Annotated in this window: 16 protein-coding genes; 7 read left to right on the plus strand and 9 right to left on the minus strand. The window is 65.1% G+C overall.

The window, feature by feature from the left end:
- The first annotated feature begins 190 nt into the window (after positions 1-190).
- The gene (locus tag CIC12_RS07505) at positions 191-961 is read left to right on the plus strand and encodes a glycosyltransferase family 2 protein (protein ID WP_168663519.1); all 771 of its coding nucleotides are present in this window, start codon (positions 191-193) and stop codon (positions 959-961) included.
- A gap of 79 nt (positions 962-1,040) precedes the next feature.
- On the opposite strand, the gene dnaE is transcribed toward CIC12_RS07505, so the two are convergent.
- Entirely contained in the window at positions 1,041-4,613 is a 3,573-nt protein-coding gene (gene dnaE / locus CIC12_RS07510) for a DNA polymerase III subunit alpha (RefSeq protein ID WP_168663520.1), read from the minus strand.
- A gap of 410 nt (positions 4,614-5,023) precedes the next feature.
- On the opposite strand from dnaE, the gene CIC12_RS07515 reads away from it, so the two are divergent.
- Together CIC12_RS07515 and gluQRS are read left to right on the plus strand one after the other, a co-directional pair.
- The gene (locus tag CIC12_RS07515) at positions 5,024-5,887 is read left to right on the plus strand and encodes a sulfurtransferase (RefSeq protein ID WP_168663521.1); all 864 of its coding nucleotides are present in this window, start codon (positions 5,024-5,026) and stop codon (positions 5,885-5,887) included.
- Positions 5,888-5,918: 31 nt separating this feature from the next.
- A complete protein-coding gene (gene gluQRS, locus CIC12_RS07520) occupies positions 5,919-6,806 on the plus strand; it encodes a tRNA glutamyl-Q(34) synthetase GluQRS (RefSeq protein WP_168663522.1) in 888 nt (295 codons plus the stop codon).
- Positions 6,807-6,923: 117 nt separating this feature from the next.
- Here gluQRS and CIC12_RS07525 read toward each other — a convergent pair whose 3' ends face one another.
- From CIC12_RS07525 to purT, 6 genes are all read right to left on the minus strand, one after another.
- The gene (locus tag CIC12_RS07525; protein ID WP_168663523.1) at positions 6,924-8,402 is read right to left on the minus strand and encodes a DEAD/DEAH box helicase; all 1,479 of its coding nucleotides are present in this window, start codon (positions 8,400-8,402) and stop codon (positions 6,924-6,926) included.
- A gap of 450 nt (positions 8,403-8,852) precedes the next feature.
- Positions 8,853-10,289: an aldehyde dehydrogenase family protein gene (locus tag CIC12_RS07530; RefSeq protein ID WP_168663524.1), complete on the minus strand. Its 1,437-nt coding sequence runs from the start codon at positions 10,287-10,289 to the stop codon at positions 8,853-8,855.
- Between the two features lie 117 nt (positions 10,290-10,406).
- Positions 10,407-12,059, minus strand: a complete 1,653-nt coding sequence (locus CIC12_RS07535) for an acetolactate synthase large subunit (protein ID WP_168663525.1) — start codon at positions 12,057-12,059, stop codon at positions 10,407-10,409.
- A 251-nt stretch (positions 12,060-12,310) separates the two neighbouring features.
- Positions 12,311-12,679, minus strand: a complete 369-nt coding sequence (locus CIC12_RS07540) for an MliC family protein (RefSeq protein WP_168663526.1) — start codon at positions 12,677-12,679, stop codon at positions 12,311-12,313.
- A 118-nt stretch (positions 12,680-12,797) separates the two neighbouring features.
- A complete protein-coding gene (locus tag CIC12_RS07545; RefSeq protein WP_168663527.1) occupies positions 12,798-13,010 on the minus strand; it encodes a DUF6726 family protein in 213 nt (70 codons plus the stop codon).
- A 204-nt stretch (positions 13,011-13,214) separates the two neighbouring features.
- Positions 13,215-14,429: a formate-dependent phosphoribosylglycinamide formyltransferase gene (purT, locus tag CIC12_RS07550; RefSeq protein ID WP_168663528.1), complete on the minus strand. Its 1,215-nt coding sequence runs from the start codon at positions 14,427-14,429 to the stop codon at positions 13,215-13,217.
- A 271-nt stretch (positions 14,430-14,700) separates the two neighbouring features.
- Between purT and CIC12_RS07555 the strand changes: the two genes are divergently transcribed.
- Both CIC12_RS07555 and CIC12_RS33605 read left to right on the plus strand, forming a co-directional pair.
- Positions 14,701-15,240, plus strand: coding sequence for an META domain-containing protein (locus tag CIC12_RS07555; protein WP_168663529.1), 540 nt, complete (start codon positions 14,701-14,703; stop codon positions 15,238-15,240).
- A 301-nt stretch (positions 15,241-15,541) separates the two neighbouring features.
- The gene (locus tag CIC12_RS33605; protein ID WP_168663530.1) at positions 15,542-19,864 is read left to right on the plus strand and encodes an FtsK/SpoIIIE family DNA translocase; all 4,323 of its coding nucleotides are present in this window, start codon (positions 15,542-15,544) and stop codon (positions 19,862-19,864) included.
- Between the two features lie 166 nt (positions 19,865-20,030).
- Here CIC12_RS33605 and CIC12_RS07565 read toward each other — a convergent pair whose 3' ends face one another.
- Positions 20,031-21,191 carry a lactonase family protein gene (locus CIC12_RS07565; protein WP_168663531.1) on the minus strand — a complete coding sequence of 387 codons (1,161 nt, stop codon included), beginning with the start codon at positions 21,189-21,191 and terminating at the stop codon, positions 20,031-20,033.
- A 381-nt stretch (positions 21,192-21,572) separates the two neighbouring features.
- Between CIC12_RS07565 and CIC12_RS07570 the strand changes: the two genes are divergently transcribed.
- A complete protein-coding gene (locus tag CIC12_RS07570) occupies positions 21,573-21,725 on the plus strand; it encodes a DUF3096 domain-containing protein (protein WP_007175701.1) in 153 nt (50 codons plus the stop codon).
- A gap of 272 nt (positions 21,726-21,997) precedes the next feature.
- Here the strand turns inward: CIC12_RS07570 and CIC12_RS07575 are convergent, their stop codons facing one another.
- Positions 21,998-22,243 carry a hypothetical protein gene (locus tag CIC12_RS07575; protein WP_121316915.1) on the minus strand — a complete coding sequence of 82 codons (246 nt, stop codon included), beginning with the start codon at positions 22,241-22,243 and terminating at the stop codon, positions 21,998-22,000.
- A gap of 230 nt (positions 22,244-22,473) precedes the next feature.
- Here CIC12_RS07575 and CIC12_RS07580 point away from each other — a divergent pair, with 230 nt between their 5' ends.
- A complete protein-coding gene (locus tag CIC12_RS07580; protein WP_168663532.1) occupies positions 22,474-24,363 on the plus strand; it encodes a glycoside hydrolase family 15 protein in 1,890 nt (629 codons plus the stop codon).
- Positions 24,364-24,448: the final 85 nt, after the last annotated feature.

Here is a 24,448-nt window from a genome sequence, read left to right on the forward strand (position 1 = left end):
GGGTGGGATGACCACCGGACGTGACCCGCAAAGCCAGGCACGCGATGGTCGACATTTCAGGCGCTGCGCCCCGCGCTTGGGTGTGGGGCCGGATGAGCGAGGCTGTGTATACTCGCGAAACTCGTTTGCACGACCAGCGGCCGTCATTCCGCGTTCCTCGCCGCTCGAACCCAGCCCACGCAACTCAGGTATGCAAGAAACCACCCTCGGCGTCGCCATCATCACCCGAAACGCGGCGGCGCGGCTGGCCGAATGCCTGCAAGCCGTGGCCTTTGCCGATCAGATCGTCGTGATCGACGGCGGCAGCACCGACGGCACCGCCGACATCGCCCGCGCGCACGGCGCCCGCGTGATCGAACAGACCGACTGGCCCGGCTTCGGTGCGCAAAAGAACCGCGCGGTCGACGCGCTCAGCACGAACTGGATTCTGTCGATCGACGCCGACGAAATCGTCTCGCCAGAACTGGGCGTGGCGATCCGCGCGGCACTCATCGCACCCACCGCCGACGTCTACGCGGTGGACCGGCTGTCGAGTTTTTGCGGCCACTGGATTCATCACAGCGGCTGGTATCCGGACTGGATTCCGCGTCTGTTCAAACGCGGCGCCGCGCGTTTCTCCGACGACCTCGTGCACGAGCGACTCGTGTTCGACACGCCCGCGCAGCGTCTGACCGGCAAGCTGATGCACTACTCGTACGAGGACTTCGAAGGGGTGCTGCGCAAGGCCGACGCGTATTCGACGGCGGGCGCGCAGCAACGACACGCGGCGGGGCAACGCGGCAGCTTCGGCAAGGCGCTCGGGCGCGGCGCGTGGGCGTTCGTGCGGACCTATCTGCTGCGGCGCGGTTTTATGGATGGCCGCGCCGGCTTCATGATCGCGGTGTTCAACGCGGAAACGGTCTACTACCGTTTTTTGAAGCTGGCGCGTTTGGGCGAAGAGACGCGGCGCGGCAGGCGGTGAAGGAAGGGCGGCGCCGGGCGACGGCGCTCAACGCGGAGCCAGAGTTTGTCCGCTCAACCGCGCGGACAAAACCCGGACCTCAATAAACGATCTCGATCGAGCTTCCCGCAAACTCGCCACGCAACGCGGCGAGCAGTTCGTCGGTCGGCTTCACACGCCACGCATCGCCCAGACGCATTTCGCCTTGCGCATTTTCGCTGCGATAAATCACCTGCACAGCCAGGCCGTTCGGAATTTGCACCGCCTGACGCTGACGCCCATTGTCGTTGCCATAACCGCCGCCGTTGCGTCCGCCGCCGTTACCGCGCGATGATGCCGCTGGCGCGGAAGCCGCCTGCGGCTCGTCCTTGCCGGCGCTATGCGCTTCGAGCACGCGGCGCAACGCCAGCGCATCCGCATTGCCGTTCATCTGCACCTTCACGGCTTCCGCATAACGGCAACGCGCGCGGCCCAGATCCATGACCGTGTCGACGGTAAAGCGGATGCCGCCCGTGAACGCGTCGTTACGCGCCTGCCCTTGCACGACCAGCAGTTCGTCTTCCTTGAAGAGTTGCTTGTGCGCTTCGAAGGTCTCGTTGAAGACCGTCACTTCGCACTGGCCGGTGCCGTCGTCGAGCAGCGCGATCAGCATCTTGCCGCGCTGGGTCATCTGCGTACGCAGCGACGCGATGACACCCGCGACCAGCTTGTCGCGCCCTTCCTTCAACTCGCCGATCTTCTGGCGCACGAAGCGGCGCACTTCGTCCTTGTACGCGTCGAACAGGTGACCCGACAGGTAAAAGCCGAGCGCGGCCTTCTCTTCCTGGAGTTTCTTCTTTTCCGGCCATTCCGGCTCGTCGACCAGTTCGTGACCCTGCGACGGCGCGTCGCCCATGTCGAACAGACCCGCCTGCAACGCATTGGCGCTCGCCTGCTCGGCCGCCTCCATCGCGAGCGAGACCGACGCGATCAGCTGTGCGCGATTCGCATGCAAGGTGTCGAACGCGCCCGCGCGGATCAACGCTTCAATGGTGCGGCGATTGACGATGCGGCGGTCGACCCGGTTGCAGAAATCGAAGATGTCGATGAACGGCCCTTCTTCGCGCGCGCGCAGGATTTCTTCGATCGCGTTCTGACCGCTGCCCTTGATCGCGCCCAGCCCGTAACGAATCGTTTTCGAGCGTTTGCCGTCGGCTTGCGCGACCGGCTCGAAGCGATACGCGGACAGATTCACATCCGGCGGCAACACCGCCATCTTGTTCGTCAGACAGTCTTCGAACAGGATCTTGACCTTGTCGGTGTCATCCATGGCGAGCGACATATTCGCTGCCATGAATTCCGCCGGATGGTGCGCCTTCAGCCACGCGGTGTAGTACGCAAGCAGCGCATACGCGGCAGCGTGCGACTTGTTGAAGCCGTAGCCCGCGAACTTCTCCATCAAGTCAAAGATTTCGTCGGCCTTCTCGGCGGTCAGCCCGTTCTTCGCGGCGCCCTGGCGGAACAGTTCGCGATGCTCGGCCATTTCCTCGGCCTTCTTCTTGCCCATCGCGCGACGCAGCAAGTCGGCGCCACCCAGCGAGTAGCCGCCGATGATCTGCGCCATCTGCATCACCTGCTCCTGGTAGACCATGATGCCGTAGGTCTCTTTCAGAACAGATTCGACGCGCGGATCCGGATACTCGACCACTTCGCGGCCGTGCTTACGCGCGCAGAAGCTCGGGATCAGGTCCATCGGGCCGGGACGGTACAACGCGACCAGCGCGATGATGTCCTCGAAGCGGTCGGGCTGCGCGTCTTTCAGCATGCCCTGCATGCCGCGGCTTTCCAGCTGGAACACGGCGACCGTATTTGCTTTCTTCAGAACCGAGAACGACGCCGGATCGTCGAGCGGCACCTGGCCGAGCGACCAGTCCTGCTTCGACGGATCGAGCCGGCGGATATAGCGCTCGGCCCAGTCGAGAATCGTCAGCGTGGTCAAGCCCAGAAAGTCGAACTTCACGAGGCCGACGGCCTCGACGTCATCCTTGTCGTACTGGCTGACGACGCCGCTTTCGTCGCCCTGTGTGTAGAGCGGGCAGAAATCGGTCAGCTTGCCGGGCGCGATCAGCACGCCGCCCGCGTGCATGCCGACGTTGCGCGTCAAGCCTTCGACGCGTTGCGCGAGTTCGATCAGCTGGTGCACTTCGTCTTCGTTGTCGAAGCGCTCCTGCAGCAGCGGCTCTTCCTTCATTGCGTCGGCGATCGTGACGTGCTTGCCCGGCTTGAACGGAATCAGCTTGGCAATGCCGTCGGTGAACATGTAGCCGAGATCGAGCACCCGGCCGATGTCGCGCACCGCCGCTTTCGCGGCCATCGTGCCGAACGTCGCGATTTGCGACACGGCGTCCGCGCCGTACTTCTCCTTCACGTACTGGATCACACGATCGCGGCCGTGCTGGCAGAAGTCGATGTCGAAGTCGGGCATCGACACCCGCTCCGGATTCAGAAAACGCTCGAACAGCAGGTTGTAGCGCAGCGGGTCGAGATCGGTCACGCCAAGCGCGTAAGCGACCAGCGAACCGGCGCCCGAGCCCCGGCCCGGTCCGACCGGCACGCCGTTGTTCTTCGCCCAGTTGATGAAGTCCGCGACGATCAGGAAGTAGCCCGGAAAGCCCATCTTGATGATCGTGCCGCATTCGAATTCGAGGCGCTGGTAGTAGGTTTCACGCTGTGCGGCGCGCTCGGCCTCGTCCGGGTACAACTGTTCGAGACGCTTTTCGAGGCCCTCTTTCGACAGCAGCACGAGATAGTCGTCGAGCGACATGCCATCGGGCGTCGGGAACAGCGGCAGCTTCGGCTTGCCGAGTTCGAGCGTGAGATTGCAACGCTTTGCGATCTCGACGGTGTTGGCGAGCGCCGACGGAATGTCCGCGAACAGCGCGGCCATTTCCTCCTGAGTGCGGAAATACTGCTCGGCCGTGAAGCGCTTTGGGCGACGCGGATTCGCGAGAATGTCGCCCTCGGAAATACATACGCGCGCTTCGTGCGCGGTGAAGTCGTCCGGCGTCATGAACTGCATCGGATGCGTGGCGACCACCGGCAATTTCAGCGATGCCGCGATCGCAACCGCCTGTTGCACGTATTGCTCGCCGCCCGGCTGGCCGCAACGCTGCAGCTCGATGTAAAAGCCTCCCGGGAACACCTTCGCCCAACGCAGCGCGTTGCGCTTCGCCGCTTCCTCGTTGCCGGCCGCGAGCGCGAGGCCGACGTCGCCATGCTGTGCGCCCGACAACGCAAGCAGCCCAACGCCCAGCCCGGACTCGAGCCAACCGGCTTCAAGTTCAGCGCGACCACGATACTGGTTCGTGAGCGATGCCTTGCTGAGCAGTTCGCACAGGTTCAGATAGCCGCGCCGGTCCTTGACCAGCAGCAGCAAACGGGAAGGCTTGTCGCGGTCATCCGGATTGGTGATCCAGACGTCGCAGCCGGCGATGGGTTTGACCCCTTTGCCGCGGGCTTCCTTGTAGAAACGGACGAGGCCGAACGCATTGCCGAGGTCGGTGAGGGCGAGCGCGCCCTGGCCGTCTTTGGCCGCGGCCTTGACGACGTCGTCAAGACGCACGATGCCATCGGCAATCGAGAATTCGGAGTGAACGCGGAGATGAACGAAGCGGGGATCTGACATGGGCGACATTGTAACTCCACCCTTCCGCCGTGTTCAGCGCAAAACCACGCGTTAGCCGTCCGGCTTAGGACGCGAACGCAGCAGCCCCACGGCGCGGACGTTTTCGCAGCATGATGCGCCGCTTCAGCGGCGGGCTCGACGTGCGGTGACTGCAGCAGATGGCACCCAGGCAGCAACAAGCAGTAGCAAGCAACACGAGGCAGCACCACAAATGCCGGCCGATTTGAGCTGGCGCAATCGGCTGGCCATTCGGCCGAGTCCGGGGAAATGCCGGGTTGAGGGATAATAGCGGTTTCGCCCTTTTCGACGTGGCCGCGACACCCCGGCTTGCCCGGCTATCCCGGGCCCCACGCGGCGGCTCGACGCTCCGCGCGTCGCCACGCCGGCCACTTCATACCGCTGCTTACCGCTGAACACATATGAGTATCGTCAATCTCGCCGCGTATCAATTCGCGACCATCGAAGACACCGCCGCCTGGCGCCCGCTCGTCACTGAACGCTGCAATGCGCTCGACCTGCGCGGCACCGTTCTGCTGGCGCCGGAAGGCATCAACCTGTTCGTCGCCGGCACGCGCGAACACACCGACGCGTTTATCGACTACATCCGTCACGATACGCTGTTCGAGGGCAAGTTCGCGAATCTGCAATTCAAGGAAAGCCTGTCGGACAAGCAGCCGTTCACGCGCATGCTGGTCAAGCTCAAGCGCGAAATCATCACGATGAAGAAGCCGGCGATCCGTCCGGAACTCGGCCGCGCGCCGTTCGTCGACGCTCCGACGCTGAAGGCCTGGCTGGACCGCGGTCACGACGACGAGGGTCGTCCGGTCGTGATGCTCGACACGCGCAACGCATTCGAAGTGGACGTCGGCACGTTCGACGACGCGCTCGACTACCGCATTACGAAATTCAGCGAGTTTCCCGAGATGATCGAGAACAATCGCGCCGATCTCGAAGGCAAGACGGTGGTGTCGTTCTGCACCGGCGGGATTCGCTGCGAGAAGGCCGCGATCCACATGAAGGAAGTCGGCATCGAGAACGTGTACCAGCTCGAAGGCGGCATCCTGAAGTACTTCGAGGAAGTGGGCGGCGCGCATTATCACGGCGACTGCTTCGTGTTCGATTACCGCACCGCGCTGAATCCGCAATTGCAGCCTACCGCGACCGCGCAATGCTTCGGCTGCCGCGCCGTGGTCACGCCCGAAGCGCAGCAATCGCCGCTGTACGTTGCAGGCAAGTCCTGCCCGGCGTGTCATCCGGACAGCAAGGCGGCGCGCGCGGCGTGATGGTGGCGGCGCATTACAACGCCACCCGACCATGACCTATCGCGGACGCTTTGCACCGTCGCCCACCGGGCCGCTGCATTTCGGCTCGCTGGTCAGCGCGCTGGCAAGCTGGCTCGACGCCCGCGCGCATGAGGGCACCTGGCTCGTGCGGATCGAAGACATCGACCGGCCGCGCACCGTGCCGGGCGCCGCCGACGACATCCTCGCGACCCTCGCGCGCTTCGGCATGCACGCCGACGAAGCACCCATCTGGCAAAGCCGGCGCATGGCGCGCTACGAACAGGCGCTGGAGCAGCTGAAGCCGACCGGTCTGATCTATCCATGCGGCTGCACGCGCAAGGAAATCGCCGACTCGCTGCTGCACGCGCATGCGCGCAACACGACCCTCGCGTACCCTGGCACCTGCCGTCACGGTCTGAACGGCAAACCGGCGCGCGCCTGGCGGCTACGCGTGCCCGACGGCGCTGCTGCCGTGATCGCGTTCGACGATCGCTGGCAGGGCGAGCAGATGCAAAACCTCGCCACCGAAGTCGGCGACTTCGTCTTGAAGCGTGCGGACGATCAATGGGCGTATCAACTGGCGGTGGTGGTCGACGATGCGGATGCGGGCATCACGCATATCGTGCGCGGCGTCGATCTGATGGATTCGACGGCGCGGCAGATTTATCTGCAACGCTGTCTTGGTGTGTCGACGCCGCGGTATCTGCATGTGCCCGTCGTGACGAACGGATTCGGCGAAAAGTTGAGCAAGCAGACGGGCGCCACCGCGCTCGACAGCGACAGGCCGCTCGAGGCGCTCAGCGCCGCGGCGCGCCATCTGGGACTCGGCGATCTGAACGGTCAGGCCCACACGACGCTGGACGGCTTCCATGCCGCCGCCACGACGGCATGGGCCCGGCGAATGGGCGTCACAAAATAAAAAAGCGCTTCGCAGTTGAAACCGCGAAGCGCTTGAAATGCTTGAGACGCTTAAACCACAGAAGCGTCTGAAGAACCTTGCCAGGCGTCAAAAGGCGCTAAACCTTCCACGCCAGCATCAGGACGAGGTCGACTTTCTCGGCATCCCAAACCCACCCAGCAATGCCGCCAACGGCTGCTTCGAGCCCGACTTCTGCGGCGCGGCCGTTGCTGCCGCCTCTTCGACCTTGCGCATCGAAGACGGCGACGGCTCATACGGCTTGAGGAAGAAGTCATCCACCGGCGGCGCGCGATGGTGATGCGGCCGGTCGAACGAGCCGGATGACGGCGCGCCCGTACGGCGGCGGCTGCCGCGCTCGTCGCGACCCTCACGGCCATCGCCGCTGCGCTCGCGGCGCGGCGCGCGCTCTTCGTGGTGATGACGCACCGGCGCTGCAACGGTCAGGCGCTGCACATCGAGAGGCCGCTTGATCAGCTTCTCGATATCGGCAAGCTGCTTGCGCTCGTTCGGGCTGCACAGCGACAGCGCGTCGCCCGACGCCCCGGCGCGTCCGGTACGGCCGATCCGGTGCACGTAATCTTCCGCGTTGAACGGCAGGTCGAAGTTGATCACTGCGGGGAGTTCAGCGATATCCAGGCCGCGCGCGGCGACGTCGGTCGCCACCAGCGCTTCGATCTCGCCGCGCTTGAACGCGTCGAGCGCCTGCATACGCTCGTTCTGCGAGCGGTCGCCGTGAATCGCGGTCGCCACGACGCCGTCGCGTTCGAGGCTGCGCGCAAGCCGGCTCGCGCCGATCTTGCTGTTGCAGAACACGATCACCTGCTTGAGGCTGCGCTCGCGGATCAGTTGCACGACCGCGCCGGTCTTGTCGCCCTCGGCGACTTCGTAGACGATCTGCGTGACGTTGGTCGCGGTCGAGTTGCTGCGCGCGACTTCGATGGTCTGCGGGTCGCGCAGATACGTGGCCGCGAGCTTCTTGATTTCGCCCGAGAAGGTGGCCGAAAACAGCAGCGTCTGACGTTCCTTCGGCAGCAGGTTCAGGATGCGCTGCAGGTCCGGCAGGAAGCCCATGTCGAGCATCCGGTCGGCTTCGTCGAGCACGAGAATCTGCACCTGGCCCAGGTTGGCGGTTTTCTGCTGGACATGATCGAGCAGACGGCCCGGCGTGGCGATCAGGATTTCGACGCCGCGGCGCAGTTGCTCGGACTGCGGATTCATATCCACGCCGCCGAACACCACGGCGCTGCGCAGCGCCGTGTGCTTCGCATACGACTGCACGTTGGCGGCGACCTGGTCGGCGAGTTCGCGGGTCGGCGTGAGGATCAGCGCGCGCACCGGATGGCGTGCGGGCGATGCGCTCGTGCTGGCCTGCGGCAGCAACCGCTGGATGATCGGCAGCGAGAAGCTCGCGGTCTTGCCGGTGCCGGTCTGCGCGGCGCCCATCACGTCACGGCCAGCCAGCACGACGGGAATCGCCTGCGCCTGGATCGGCGTTGGCGTGGTGTAGCCCGATTCTTTGACGGCTTTCAAGATGTCGGGCGCGAGACCGAATTGATCAAAAGTCGCAGTGCTGGGCGTGACGGCTGTGTCGGACATGGTGGCTTTCGCTAAAAATGCGCTTGGCGCGGTGCGCGCGGCAGCGGTCGAAACCGCAGAGGGCATCAGGATGAAGGCGGAGCCACGGCGTTCCGCACGGGACCCGTCATTGCTTCGGGAAAACTGCGGCCGGCTCCGGCCGGCGGAAACACCCGCCGGAAAGGCCGGTATTGTAGCACTTCAGCAAAAACACTCATGGCGCAGGTGACGGCTTTCTGCTTACGTCGCCGAAAGCTCGTCGCTCACCTTTGCGCGCGAGCCACCGCGCATCGCCACCACGCGGCGGGCCGCCTCGCTCGCCAGCGTAGTCCGCGCAGGCGACAGTCACATGACAGGACGGGACTTCCGCGACCGGCGCGCGCCGCTTCCGGTGCCGCCGGTTGCGGGGATGCGCCCGACACGTGGCACCTCGCACCTGCCCACCCGCCTACGCCCGAGCACCCCGTCCCATCACCACGTCTCGCGCATCACCATCAGACGCATCTCCGTCATATCTTCAATCGCGTAGCGCACGCCTTCGCGCCCCAGCCCCGAATCCTTCACGCCGCCATACGGCATGTTGTCGACCCGGAACGACGGCACGTCGTTGATCACCACGCCGCCCACTTCGAGCGCGTCCCACGCGCGATGCGCATGCGCCAGCGAATCGGTGAACACGCCCGCTTGCAGACCGAAGTCGCTATCGTTGACCGTCGCGAGCGCGGCCTCGAAATCGTCGAAGCGCTCCAGGATCGCGACCGGCCCGAAGGCTTCCTTGCGATAAAGGTCGGTATCGCGCTTCACGCCTTCGAGCAGCGTGGCCTCGAACATCGCGCCGTCGACCTTGCCGCCCGCGACGATTGTCGCGCCCGCCTGCACCGCGCCGTCCATCCAGCCGGCGAGGCGTTTGGACTCCGATTCGGAGATCATCGGCCCGACGAAGGTCTTTTCGTCTTTCGGATCGCCCATCACCAGAGACCTCGTTTTCGCGATCAACTTCTCGCGCAGCGCGTCGTACACCTTCGCGTGCACCAGAATCCGCTGCACGCCGATGCAGCTTTGCCCCGACTGATAGAACGCGCCGAACGCGAGCCGCTCGACCACGTAGTCGAGCTTGCCGCCCTGATCGCCGTCGACGATCGCGGACGCGTTGCCGCCCAACTCCAGAATCACTTTCTTCTTGCCGGCCTTCGCCTTCAGATCCCACCCCACCGCCGGCGAACCGGTAAACGAGAGCAGCTTGAAACGCTCGTCGGTAGTGAACAGATCGGCGCCATCGCGATGCGCGGGAAGGATCGAGAACGCGCCTTTGGGCAGATCGGTTTCCGCGAGAATCTCGCCCATGATCAGCGCGCCGACCGGTGTGCGGCTCGCCGGCTTCAGCACGAACGGCACGCCCGCGGCAATTGCCGGCGCGACTTTGTGCGCGGTCAGGTTCAACGGGAAATTGAACGGCGAGATGAACGAGCACGGCCCGATCGGCACGCGCTTCACGTAGCCGTGATAGCCCTTCGCGCGCGGTGAAATCTCCAGATTGACGATCTCGCCGTCGATCCGCACGCTCTCCTCGGCAGCCACCTTGAACGTGTCGATCAGGCGCGTGACCTCGCCTTTCGAATCGTTGATCGGCTTGCCCGCCTCGATGCACAGCGCGAGCGCCAGTTCGTCATAACGTTCGCGAAAGCGCGTCACGCAGTGTTCCAGCACCGCCTGACGCTTGAACGGCGGGAACGCGCGCATGGCGGGCATCGCGTCGACGGCGTGGCCGATCGCCTTGTCGATCGCTGCCGCGTCGGCCATCGCGACGCGGGTCGCCACTTCGCCGCTAAATTTGTCGGTGACTTCGAGATCGGTGTTGGCCGCCACTGCCTTGTTGGCGAGGTAGTACGGGTAAGTCTTCTTCAACATGACGCGTTCTCCTTGATCCGATGCCTGGGAGCAGCAAAAAGCAGCAAGAGCAGTACCAGCAGTAGCGGCGGCGCCGCGCGCGAGCGCCATGCCGCCCGCTTCCGGTTCAGACGAAATTCACAGTTGCGCGGACAGCCGCTTGATCTCTCGGTTGAGCACGCGCTCGTTGTCCGAGTAGTCGATCGGCACATCGATCACGTGCACGCCGGGCGTCGCGAAACATTCGCGCAGCAAAGGCGCGAACTCCGCGGCCGATTCGATCCGATGCCCCTTCGCGCCATAGCTCTGCGCATACGCGACGAAATCGGGATTGGCGAGCGTCATGCCGTAGTCGGGGAAGTTCATGTTCTCCTGCTTCCAGCGAATCATCCCGAACGCGTCGTCGCGCAGGATCAGGATCACCAGATCGAGCTTCAGACGCACCGCCGTTTCCAGTTCCTGCGAATTCATCAGAAAGCCGCCGTCACCGCACACGGCCATGACCTTGCGATCCGGGTGCACGATCCTGGTGGCGATCGCCGAGGGCAAGCCCGCGCCCATCGACGCGAGCGCGTTGTCGAGCAGCAGCGAATTCGGTTCATGCGCGCGGTAGTAGCGAGCGAACCAGATCTTGTACATGCCGTTGTCCAGACACACGATGCCGTCCACCGGCGTGGTCTCGTACACGTCGTTGACGATCCGCACCGGATACATCGGAAAGCGGTCGTCGTGCTGGCCTTTGACCAGATGCGCCTCGAAGTGCTGCTTGATCTCCTTGAAGCGCGTGAAGTCCCAATGCTCCTGACGCTCCTTGAGGCTTTCCTTCAACTGCCACACCGCATTGGCGATATCGCCGACCACTTCGATCTGCGGGAAATACACGGTATCGACTTCCGCGCCGAGAAAATTGACGTGAATCACCGTCTTCTCGCCTGCTTCGCCGCTGCGCATGAAGAATGGCGGCTTCTCGATCACGTCGTGGCCCACGTTGATGATGCAGTCCGCGTGCTCGATCGCGCGGTGCACGAAGTCGCCGTCGGACAGCGTCGCATTGCCGAGCCACATCGGATGCGATTCGTCGATCACGCCCTTGCCCATCTGCGTGGTGAAGAACGGAATGCCGATCTGATCGACGAACTCGCGCAGCATCTTCGTGGTGGTCTTGCGGTTGCCGCCCGCGCCGATCATCAGCAACGGATGCTTCGCCCCGATGATCGCCTCGACCGCGCGCGCCACCGCTTTTTCCTCGGCGACGGGGCGGCGGCTATAGCTCTTCGGAATCGGCTTGCCATCGCCCTCTTCGTGCGCGACGTCTTCGGGCAATTCGAGGTGAGTGGCGCCAGGCCGCTCTTCCTCGGCCTGCCGGACCGCCTCGCGCACCGCCGCCGGAATGTTGCTGATCGACACGATCTGCCGCGTGTACTTGGTGAGCGGCTCCATCATCCGCACGACGTCGACGATCTGGAAATGGCCCTGCTTGCTCGATTTGATCGGCTTTTGTCCGGTGACCATCAGCATCGGCATGCCGCCCAGCTGCGCATACGCCGCGGCGGTCACGAAGTTGGTCGCGCCGGGGCCGAGCGTAGCGAGACATACGCCGGTGCGGCCGGTGAGGCGTCCATAAGTGGCAGCCATAAAGCCGGCCGCCTGTTCGTGGCGCGTGAGGATCAGACGGATTTTCGAGCGGCGCAGCGATTCGAGCAGATCGAGATTTTCTTCGCCGGGGATGCCGAACACATACTCGACACCTTCGGCTTCCAGCGATTTGACGAACAGGTCCGATGCTTTCATTGAGGTCTCGCTTGATGATACGGACGCGGGCCGTGAGCCCCACCTCGGGCTCCGGAAACGGACGATCGAAGACGACGACGGCCGCGCGGACAACACGCGGCATGGCACGACGGCACGGCGAATGCCATGCCGGACAGCTTACTACTCGTACGGAAATGATGCGCGCAGGCGGGGCATGCGGTGCGGCGGGGGTGGCGTGAGCCGGCGGAGGGGAAGCGGCGGCACGCACCCCGAGAGCCGCCGCATCATGCCTAGCGGACGATGGTGACGCAGTCGGAGAGAACCGGCGGCGCACTTTCGCCGTTCATCGCGTCATATAGATCGGCGCGCGGACCCTTGGTCCACCACGTGTAGCTGCCGGCCTGGTATTTCGCGCCGGACGCCGACATCGTATTGACGAACAGCAGCGGTTTGCCATTCACCGGCACGAGCGCGAAGCTCTGGCCGTTCGCGGTGTTCCAGTAAGTGACATGCAGAATCTTGCCGGTCGCGCAGGTGTATTTGTGCGTCTGGCGATTTTTGGTCTGAATCTGCGTGACCTGCAACGGCGCGGCGCATGCATCGCCGTCGAGCGCGGCGAGGCTCGCCGCTGTGATTGCTGCAACCAGCCATGTCTTCATCGGATGCCTCGCTTGTTGCTGGTTTGCTACGGCGTTTGATGCGGCGTTGGCAGCGACATACCCAACCGGACGAAACGCGAATGGCACGCCGCCATGGCATGGCGCGATGACCGGACACTCAAGGATCGATCACCGCCGCGCATGCATCGGTCGGCGCGGCGGCGACGTGCCCGACCAGCGGCACGATCTTCAGACCGGCCGACGCGACCCGGCACGGCGCGGCCGCGAGGCCACAGCCCGCGAGCCCGGCACAGAGCGCGAGCGCCACACCGAGGGCCCCGAGACGGCAGGTCATGCCGCACTGCGTGATCTTGCGCGAGTCAGGCGTCATACATACCTCGATCCCGATAAGCTCGACGAGCTTCCATCATTCTGTTCTGTTTAGAGCGCCCGGCAAGCGCGGCCGGCGCGTAAATGGTGCCCTGCGTGGTGCCCTGCGTGGTGCAGTGCGTGGTGCAGTGCGGGTGTCGGGTGTCGTGCGTCCCGGTTCGCACCTCGACACGCGTGAGCGCATCTTCGCGCACGGCGCCCGGACTTAATTCGCCGACACCGGCCGCACCGCCGCCGCGGCCTGCTTCGCACGCGAGCGTGCTTCGTCGAGGTTTTCGCCTGTGGCGAGCGCCACCCCCATGCGGCGCTTGACGAAACTTTCCGGCTTGCCGAACAGGCGCAGGTCCGCATTGGGCACCGCCAACGCCGCCGCGACGCCTTCGAAAGCGATACCGGTCTCGTCCAGCCCGCCATAAATCACTGCCGATGCCCCCGGCGCCCGCAGCGACGTATCCACCGGCAAGCCGAGGATCGCGCGCGCATGCAGCTCGAACTCGGAGAAGCGTTGCGAGCACAACGTGACGAGCCCCGTATCGTGCGGACGCGGGCTCACTTCCGAGAACCATACGTCATCGCCGCGCACGAAAAGTTCCACGCCGAAGAGGCCGCGGCCGCCGAGCGCGGCCGTCACCTTGTGCGCCACTTCGCGCGAACGTGCGAGCGCGAGCGGGCTCATCGGCTGCGGTTGCCAGGATTCGACGTAGTCGCCCGCCACCTGCACATGGCCGATCGGATCGCAGAAATACGTGCTGACTGCACCGCTCGCCGGATCGATCGCGCGCACGGTCAACTGCGTGATCTCGTATTCGAAGTCGATAAAGCCTTCGACGATCACGCGGCCGTAATTCACGCGGCCGCCCGCCATCGCGTATTGCCAGGCAGGTTCGACGTCGGCCTCGCTCCTGAGCACCGACTGCCCCTTGCCCGACGACGACATCACCGGCTTCACGACGCACGGATAGCCGACCTTGGCGATGCCGGCGCGCAGTTCGTCGAGCGAATCGGCGAACGCGTATGGCGAGGTCGGCAAGCCGAGCTCTTCCGCGGCGAGACGGCGAATGCCTTCGCGATTCATCGTGAGTTGCGTGGCGCGGGCGGTGGGAATGACTTCGGCGAGACCGTCGGTTTCGATCGCGGCGAGCGCGTCGGTGGCGATCGCCTCGATCTCGGGGACGATCAGGTGCGGGCGCTCCTGTTCGACCAGCGCGCGCAGCGCGGCGCGGTCGGTCATGTCGATCACGTGCGAGCGATGCGCGACCTGGTGGCCCGGCGCATTCGGGTAACGGTCGACGGCGATCACTTCGACACCCAACCGTTGCAGCGCGATGATCACCTCCTTGCCGAGTTCGCCGGCGCCGAGCAGCATGACGCGCGTGGCGGATTCAGAAAGGGGCGTGCCGATCCGTTGGCCGATCTGCATGGGGTCTCCAGAAAAAGTCAGGATGAGGGTGGGATTGGTTGGAACACGATGTTAACATGCGGACCCCTGGCCGCGGCTTGCTCGCGGCGGCCGCATTGTCCTGTCATTGTTCGCGCGCGGAAGGTGCATGAGCGGCGCACGAAAAACGCGGCAATGGCGCGCCCGCGCGCCGCTACCATCTCATTAAATTTTTCGCACGCCGTTGCGCTCGCGTGCGGCCAGCTTAGTGCGTTACCCTTACGCCTTCGCCAGTTTGAAGAGGAACGACGCCATGCTCCAAAGCTCCTCCGCGCGACGTGTTGCGCGCCTCACCCCGTCCGTGCGCGCGGCCATCGCCGCGCTGAGCGTCGCCGCGCTGCTGGGCGCCTGCGCGATCCCGAAACATCCCGACTCGGCCGCCGCGGCGCCCGACCCCTACAATCCCGCCGCCGTGCAACTGCTCGACGACACGAGCTGGGTGCTGAGCGCCTGGAAGCAGGCTGACGGCACGGCGCGCGCGATTCCGTCGGCCGACCAGGGCGGACCGATCACGCTCACGCTCTCCACCTCGAAAGGGCAGCGTCACGCGAGCGGTTTTTCCGGCTGCAATCGCTTCATGGGCACCTACGCGCTGAAGGACGGCAAGCTCAGCTTCGGTCCGCTGGCCGGCACGCGCATGGCGTGCACGTCACCGGGCGGCAACATCGAAGGGGCGTTTCTCGACGCGCTGACCCGCATCGAGCGCACCGGCGTGCAGATGCGCGAGCCGCAGCAGATGCAGATGACGCTCGATAACGGCGACACGCTGACCTTCGATCGCAGCACCAAATGAAAGGCGCGCCAGGGGGTGCCCAAGCCGGTAGCCGGCTCGCCTGCCCGCGACGTGAAGCAGTCATACGCGCACGGGCGACTCGACGCACCTTCGAACGCATGCCCGCGCATTCGGGCCGCCTCGCGCAGGGGTGCGCCAGGTGTCGCGCCAGCAGTTGTTTTTCGCCGATGGCAGGCCGCGCGTCGGTCTGCTCTCCCTTGGGACGCAAGCTTACTTGCGTCGGCCTTCGAAGCCTCGGGCTTCGCCGGTTTAAACTCGACGGGTTGCGTTTTTGCGCGTCCGTCATTCGTTGATGTCTAGTATGCACACGGTAGTTTTCGGCTGGTTCGGCGGGTCGGCCGTCTGGTTCATTCCTCTTTTGTGGCGCCTCGTGAAGTCGGTGCTGCCGGGCGGCGCAGGCTTGCGCGGCCCCGGCACGATCCGCCTGTGGCTCGGCTTCGTCTGCGTGATGGTGGCGAGTTGCACGCTCGAGGCGTCGCTGCTCGACGTGGCAGGTCTCAATGGCCTCGGCCGTGCACTCGCCGCGGGCTTCGGTCATGTGCTCGGACATATCGGCACGCCGCTCGCGGCGCTCGCCCTGCTTCTCATCAGCCTGCCCTGGCTGATCGACTTCCGCTGGCGTGATTTCGCCGCGTGGGCGGACGGCGCGTTCGGTCTCGGCCTGTCGCGCGGACTGGCCAGGCGCGATGAGGAAGCGCGCCGTCATCGCAGCGTCGATGACGGTTTGTCTTCGCACGTTTCGCCGGCCACGAATACGATGGCGCCGAAAAGCAATGGGCGCTACACGCGTCCGACCGTGTGGCGGCCGCCAGCGAGCGGACGTGGCGCGGCGGCGGGCAAGGATGCGGCGGCGCGCGGTGCTGGGTCGAGCTGGCGCGCGGCTAACGTGACGCCGCGCAGCCAGGCGACGCAGATCGAGCCGGTGCTGCGCACGGGCGCGGCCACGCCGTCGCGGCAGGCGTCGCTGCAGAGGTCGACGCTGAATGCGGATAAGGCGCCATTCATGCCGGCTGAGCCGGTCGCGCCTGCCGGGTGGTTGCGGGAGAGGACCTCGTCGCCTGCGGGAGTGTCGGTGGGGGCTGGGGCGGCTGGCATTTCGGGCGCCTGCGCGGTGCCTCGCGATGGCGCGTTGCAGGTCGGCCGACGCTCGGCTGGCGAACAACGGTCGGTGGGATCGGTTGATTCGGGCGCGGGTTTGGCGATGGCGGCGGGTGTGGCCGGCGCTGCCGCGGCGGGGGCGGCAGGCGCGCCGGCGAGAGCCGCGCACGGCGTGGCTGCCGGCGCGGCGGCAAGCCCTTCGGCCGGTTCGATGATGAATACCGCGGCCGGCGCGAGCCGTTCGGCGGCAATGCAGCGTTCAGCGGCTCCGCTCGACCGCGCTGCCGCGACCCGTCAACCGTTGCCAGCTGCCCCGCTCGCGAACGCGGTCACGCCAATGTCGGCTATGGCTCGGACCGCACCGGCCTACACGCGGCCGATGCCGGCGGCGCAGACAGTTTCGCCGCCCGCCAGCGTCCAGGAAACGCTGCGCAGCATCGCGGAAAATGCCGCGCGCTGGACCGATCTGGCCGGCGTCAGCCTCGCGCGCAGCAGCGGCGCGGAAGGCGCGAAGATGACGGCTGCGGCGCACGCCGGGCCGTCGGTCGAAGTCGAAGTTGACTGGGCTCGCGAGGATGCACGCCATGTCGCAGCGGCTGGTACGACTTCGTCGACGCGTGCGGATGAGCCTTTGCCGAGGCTTGCCGAGCCTACGGTTGAGCAGCCTGTTGTGCAGTCGTTTGAGCAAACGCCCGTTGAAGCTGCGCCCGTCGAATCACCGTGGATGGAAGCCGCAGTCGATGCGCCAAGCGAGACGAATGCAGAGCCCGTTGTGCATTGGCCCATCGAGCCGCCGATCATTCACGCGCCGCTGACCGCTGCGCCTGCTGTGTCTGCGCAGGTGGCGTCTGCGCCTGCTGTGCCCTCGTCTGCTGGGCATGCACCGGCGGTGTCTGAGCCTGCTTTGGTTGCACCTGCTGCGCCCGCTCCAGTTTTGTCCGCGCCTGCTGTGGCGGCACCTGCTGCGTTGATGCCTGTTGGGTCCGCAGCCGGGGAGCCTGTCCTTGCCGGGTCTGCCGGGTCTGCGCCCGCTGTGTCCGAGCCCGCTGTACCCACGTCGCCTCCTGCTGCGTTCACCCCCGCAACACCCGCACCGCCCGCGCACGCATCCGTCACAGTTGCCCCGCAACGCGCGACGCCGGCAGCGACGCCCACGCCGTTCCAGATCTTTGCGGTGCAGTTGGAAACGGGCGACGAACAGCCGGCACCGGACGATTCGCCTTTCGAAGACGACCCGGCGCAATCGACCGTCCATACCGACGGCCACGCGCATCCGATCGCCGAGTTCACGCAACCGGTCAGCGAACGAGTAGAGTCCGCGCACACCGCCGCGCCCGGCGTCACAGCGTCCACGAATGAAACTGTCGCGGCGCGCGTGGAAGAAGCCGCTCCGGTCGTCGGGTCTGCCGCCGTTCCTGCAACGACGATGCAACCGCCCATACCGCCCGCAGAAGTCTTTGCCGATAAGACGCTCGCGCCTTGGGAAACCAAAGTCGACGCCACTGCGACACGGCACGACACGACGACATCGATCGCGCCGCCGGCGAACCACACGAGCGTTCCAGTCGAAACTGCAGCGACGTCTCACGACATCCCTTCGATGCACGTCGCAAGCGCGAACTCGATCGAAGCAGCAACCCTGGGCCAGCCAGAAACGGCGGACCTCTCTGCCTCGCGAAACTTAGCGCAGGCGGGAAGCACTTTCGCATCCGCACCGACGGCAACCACCGCAGCGAACGTCACAGCGAACACCACCGCTTCAGCCGCGGCACAAAGCATCGAGCAGCAGGCGTCGAACGTGGTTCGCTTCCCTGGTTTCGCGGCTCAGCCCACATCGTTGGCACCGGCCAGCGGCATTCCCGAAGCGGCCAGCGGGCAAGAGTCCGCTATCGCCACCGGCACGATCGAACCGTCCGTCGTGTCAGTACCGTTCGCGCCATCGGCAATCCCGGCAGCTCCGCCTCCGGAACCCGCCGTCCAGCGTCCGCCGCTGCGCGGCCACGCCCCGGCCAACGGCTTCGAATTCCACGCGCCCGCTGCATCGATGGTCGAGCTGCCCACACTCGATCTGCTCGAGCGCGCCGACACCGACGTCGAACCGGTCTCCGAGGAAAAGCTCATCGAAACCGGCCTGCTGATCGAGCAGCGTCTGCAGGAATTCAAAGTGCCGGTCACCGTGGTCGGCGCGTCGGCGGGTCCGGTCATCACGCGCTTCGAAGTCGAGCCCGCGCTCGGCGTGCGCGGCAGTCAGATCGTCGGCCTGATGAAGGACCTGTCGCGCGGTCTCGGCCTCACCTCCATCCGCGTGGTCGAAACGATTCCCGGCAAGACCTGCATGGGCCTCGAATTGCCGAACGCGAAACGCCAGACGATCCGTCTGTCCGAAATCCTCGAAGCAAGCGTCTACCAGAACTCGCATTCGCAACTCACGCTCGCGATGGGCAAGGACATCACCGGCCATCCGGTCGTCGCCGATCTCGCGAAGGCGCCGCACATGCTGGTCGCGGGCACGACCGGTTCGGGCAAGTCGGTTGCGATCAACGCGATGATCTGCTCGCTGCTCTACAAGGCGACGCCCGAGGAAGTGCGCCTCATCATGATCGATCCGAAGATGCTGGAGCTATCGGTGTACGAAGGCATCCCGCACCTGCTCGCGCCGGTCGTCACCGACATGAAGCTCGCGGCCAACGCGCTGAACTGGTGCGTCGGCGAAATGGAGAAGCGCTACCGGCTGATGTCCGCGGTCGGCGTGCGCAATCTCGCGGGCTTCAACCAGAAAATCCGCGACACCGAAGCGAAGGGTAAGAAGCTCGGCAACCCGTTCTCGCTGACGCCCGAAGCGCCCGAGCCGCTCGCGCCGCTGCCGCTGATCGTGGTGGTGATCGACGAGTTGGCCGACCTGATGATGGTCGCGGGCAAGAAGATCGAAGAGCTGATCGCGCGGCTCGCGCAGAAGGCGCGCGCGGCCGGCATCCACCTGATTCTGGCGACGCAGCGGCCGTCGGTCGACGTCATCACCGGGCTCATCAAGGCGAACATTCCGACGCGCGTCGCGTTCCAGGTGTCGTCGAAGATCGACTCGCGCACGATTCTCGATCAGATGGGCGCCGAGTCGCTGCTTGGCCAGGGCGACATGCTGTTCCTGCCGCCGGGTACGGGCTATCCGCAACGCGTGCACGGCGCGTTCGTCGCCGACGAGGAAGTGCATCGGATCGTCGAGTATCTGAAGCAGTTCGGCGAGCCGCAATACGAGGAAGGCATTCTCGAGGGCCCGGCCACCGATGGCGGCGCCGCGCAGGACCTGTTGGGCGAGTCGCCGGATGCGGAAGCCGATCCACTTTACGACGAAGCGGTCGCGTTCGTGGTGCGTACGCGGCGGGCGTCGATTTCGTCGGTGCAGCGGCAGTTGCGCATCGGCTATAACCGGGCGGCGCGCCTCGTCGAGCAGATGGAGACGGCCGGGCTCGTGTCGGCGATGAGCATCAACGGCAGCCGCGAAGTCCTCGCGCCGGGGCCGGCGGAATAACGGCCCGGCGGGCGCTTGCTCGCCGCCTTGCAAGGGCGGCCGACCGGCGGTCGGTATTTGCAAGGCGGGTTGCTGAGCCGGCCGCAAGGCAAAAAAAAACGGGCCGCTCCAAGCGACCCGTTTTTCGTTCCACGCACACGTTCGAATCAAGCACGACACCGTTCCTTCACGACGGCGACACCAGCTTGAAGTCCACCGGCGCGCCGAGTTCGAAGTGCTGCTTCGGCGTCGGATCGAGCAGGCCGGTTTCACGATCGCGCTTGAACACGTACACCGTATCGCTATTCTGATTGCCGACGATCAGCCAGTTGCCGGTCGGATCGATCGCGAACTCACGCGGTGACTTGCCGAGACTCGGTTGATGCCCGATCTTCTTCAGATGCCCATTGGCGGGATCGACCGAGAAGATCACGATCTCGTTCGCGTCGCCGCGGTTGGACGCGTACACGAAGCGCCCGTCCGGCGACAGATGGATCGCCGCCCCGCCGACCGCCCCCTTGAAGCCCGGCTGCGTCATAGGAAGCGTTTGCACCAGCTTGAGCTTGCCGTCCGCGTAGTCGAAGGTGCTGACCGAGGCGTTCAGTTCGCTCGTCAGATACGCATGCTTGCCGTTAGCGCCGAAGATCAGATGACGCGGCCCCGTGCCCGCCTTCTGCTGGGTATAGCCCCAATCGGTCGGCGTGACCGGGCCGTGGCTGTCGCCCGGCGTGTAGCGGTACGAGTACAGCTTGTCGGCGCCGAGGTCTTGCGCGAAAAGATAGCGCCCATCCGGCGAAAACACCGTGGAGTGAACGTGCGAGTTGTCCTGACGCCCCTTCACCGGACCACCGCCCTCGTGATGCACGGTAAGCACCGACGTGCCGAGCTGGCCGTCGCCCTCGACCGGGAACACCGCAAAGCTGCCGCCCGGGTCGGCCGCGACCGAGTAGTTCGCGGTTAGCAGATACTTTTCGTCCGGCGACAAACTCAGATAGCACGGATCATTGCCATCCGACGAGACCTTGTTGATGAACGTCAGTTGCCCCTGCGCGGCGTCGAAGCGAAACGCGCTGACGCCGCCGCGCTGTGTGGCCGGGCCATCATCACCGGGCAGTTCGTTGACCGCATAGACGAAGCGGCGGTCACGGCTCACCACGAGGAACGACGGATTGACCGTCTGCGCGACCGACACGCGCGTAGCCGCGCCCGTCCTGGTGTCGAAACGATAGACGTAGATGCCCTCGCTCTTGCCGCTGGTGTAGGTGCCGACCAGCATGGTGTAGACGCCGTCCGCAGGGGCCGGGCCGGAATCTTGCGCGTACGCGTGCGACGCAACAATCGAGACCATGAGCACGAAACCTTTTATTATCGAGCGGGCAGCGCGTAGAGGCGCGGGCCGCCCGGTGTGCCCCACCCCGCAAGCAGCGGCGGCAGGCAAAACGGATAGCGGGAAAACAGATGAAGCGGGACTCGAAATGGCACGCACGGCCGCCCGGCGACGACGAAGCATAGGACCTCCTCCACATCGGTTATTGGGTCGAAGCGGTTGTAATGATGTCGCTGGTCTGCCGCGCGGTGAGTCGAGCGTTGTTCTTATCGAGGCAAGTATAAAAGCGTTGGGTCGGATCATGCAGCGAATCCGGCTGCCCGCACGCATCGGCAGCCATTGTCCCGCGTCGCGGGAGGTTTCTTCAATCGCGTCTTACGCGTTTCACACTACGGAGTCTTCATGAACGTCACACTCAGCCTGGGCCCGCTCGTTTCGTTGATCGCCGGCATTCTGATTCTTGTAATGCCGCGCCTGTTGAACTACATCGTCGCGCTCTATCTGATCATCATCGGCATCATTGGGATCTTCGGTGTGGGGTCGTCGCACTTCTGAGTGGGTGGCACTCGACGCGCGGCCGGGCGCAGTCCTGGCCCGGCTGTGCATCGCCAATGCGCAAGGAAGGCGCGACGAAGCACACGCGTGTGGCGAGGATCGTCCGCACGCGTGACGCAAAACGGATGTGTGGGAAATGCAGCGTCGCAACGCTCTTGCGCCGTGTCACGATGCAGCGCCGCGGCAATGGCTTGGCAGATCTTCAAACCGCACGCATCGAGCGCCGCTGTCCGCACGTCGGCCTGGCGGCTTGCGCGCCCCGTCGCCGAGCGTCAACCATTCGAAAGCTGGTCGAGCCGCAAGCGTCCCTGCAACGACAGCGCGCCGACGGCATAATGGCCGTCACCTTCCTGATAGCGCCGGAAGCAGGCCCGTTCGACCAGAAACGCGGCAGCGGCGAGCATGCCGTTGCGGCTCAGGCCAAGCCGGCCATGATCGAGCGGCAACATCGAATCACCGGCGAGTTGGCTGGCGGCCGAGAGTATCGTGATGCAATCGGTTTTCGTCGGGTTCAGCATGGCTTTCGTCCTCGGAAACGGCGCTTGTGTGCGCCATGGGCAAGGCCGACTCGCTGCCCGGACGGTTGCCGGGGCTCGGCTCGAAATCCGATTGTAGGCACTGATTTGACAATTACCAACTCGCGTTTTGCCGCATTGCTTGGTGAACCAACGCGCATCGGGCGAGTCCGGTAATAACCATGCCCCTTGCACGACGGCCCCGCCGTGCGTCATCACTGACACGCTCCCCTATGCCCGCACACATCGAAGACTATGCGCTCATCGGCGACGGCCACACGGCCGCGCTCATCTCCCGCGAAGGTTCCGTCGACTGGCTCTGCTGGCCGCGCTTCGACTCCGGCGCCTGTTTCGCCGCCCTGCTCGGTACGCCCGAAAACGGCCGCTGGCTGATCTCGCCGGTATCGGAAAACCCGGATACCGCGCCGACCATCACGCGCCGGTATCGCGGCGAAACTCTGATCCTCGAGACCGATTTCGAAACGCCAGAAGGCGCTGTCACGCTGATCGACTTCATGCCGCCGGGCAACGGCTGGTCGGAGATGGTGCGCATCGTCGTCGGCAAACGCGGCACCGTGCGCATGAAGATGGAACTGGTGCTGCGCTTCGACTACGGCTTTTCGATTCCCTGGGTCGACAAGCTCAAGCACGACAGCGGCATCAAGGCGATCGTCGGACCGGACAATGCGGTGCTGCGCACACCGGTCGAGCTGCGCGGCGAAGACATGAAGACGGTTGCCGACTTCACGGTAAGCGAAGGCGAACGGGTGCCGTTCTCGCTCGCCTATGCGGCCTCGCATTTACGCATTCCGCCCGCGCGTGATCCGCACACGTCGCTCGCGCGCACCGAGAATCACTGGCTTGAATGGTCCGCGCGCGGCACCGTCGAAGGTCGCTGGGCCGACGCGATCCGCCGCTCGTTGATCACACTGAAGGCGCTTGCCTACGAACCGACCGGCGGCATCGTTGCAGCGCCCACCACGTCGCTGCCGGAGCAGCTGGGCGGAACGCGCAACTGGGACTATCGCTACTGCTGGCTGCGCGACGCCACCATCACGCTGCTCGCGATGATGCGCGGCGGTTACTACGACGAAGCCCGCGCCTGGCGCAGCTGGCTTGGCCGCGTGATGGCCGGCGCGCCCGAGCAGTTGCAGATCATGTACGGGATCGCCGGCGAGCGGCGGCTGCCGGAATTCGAAATCGACTGGCTGCCGGGTTATCAAGGCGCGAAGCCGGTGCGCATCGGCAACAACGCGGTCGGCCAGCGCCAGCTCGACGTGTATGGCGAAGTGATGAACGCGCTGCATCTCGCGCGCGTCGGTGGCCTGCAGGCAGACGACACCGCATGGAACGTGCAGCGCGCGCTGCTGGAACACCTCGGCACGATCTGGCAGGAGCCCGACGAAGGCATCTGGGAAACGCGCGGCGGCCGTCAGCATTTCACTTTCTCGAAGGTGATGGCATGGGTCGCATTCGATCGCGCGATCCGCTCGGCAGAAATGTTCAAGCTCGATGGCCCGCTCGATGAATGGCGCGCCACCCGCGCGCAGATTCACGCGGAAGTCTGCGAGAAAGCGTGGAATACCGGGCTCGATGCGTTCTCACAGTACTACGGCAGCGACCAGCTCGACGCGAGCGTGCTGCTGCTGCCGATGGTCGGCTTCCTGCCGCCGCACGATCCGCGCATCAAGGGTACCGTGGCGGCGATCGAGCGCGACCTGATGCGCGACGGCTTCGTGATGCGCTACCGCACCACCGAATACGACGATGGCCTGCCGCCCGGGGAAGGCACGTTTCTCGCGTGCTCGTTCTGGATGGTGGACAACCTCGCGCTACAAGGCCGTATCGACGAAGCCATCTCGATGTACGAACGATTGCTCGCGCTGTGTAACGACGTGGGCCTCCTCGCCGAAGAGTACGATCCGGCGGAGAAGCGTTTGGTCGGTAATTTCCCGCAGGCGTTTTCGCACGTGGCGCTGGTGCACACCGGCCTGAACCTCATGAAGCACGAACAGGAAATGGCCCAGGCAACCGGGCATCCAGGCCGTAACGGCAGCCGCTCCGGACAACTGCAGGCTGAGGCAACCCCGGATAGCGGCGCGGCAACATCGCCAGTAGCATGATTTAATGACAGTTTGCGTGCTATCCGTGCGTAGATTGCTGCATTGCACAAATGCACTTTGTTCGATATGATCGATCAACCTGTCG

This window comes from Paraburkholderia sp. SG-MS1, from assembly GCF_012275575.1.
GTDB lineage: Bacteria > Pseudomonadota > Gammaproteobacteria > Burkholderiales > Burkholderiaceae > Paraburkholderia.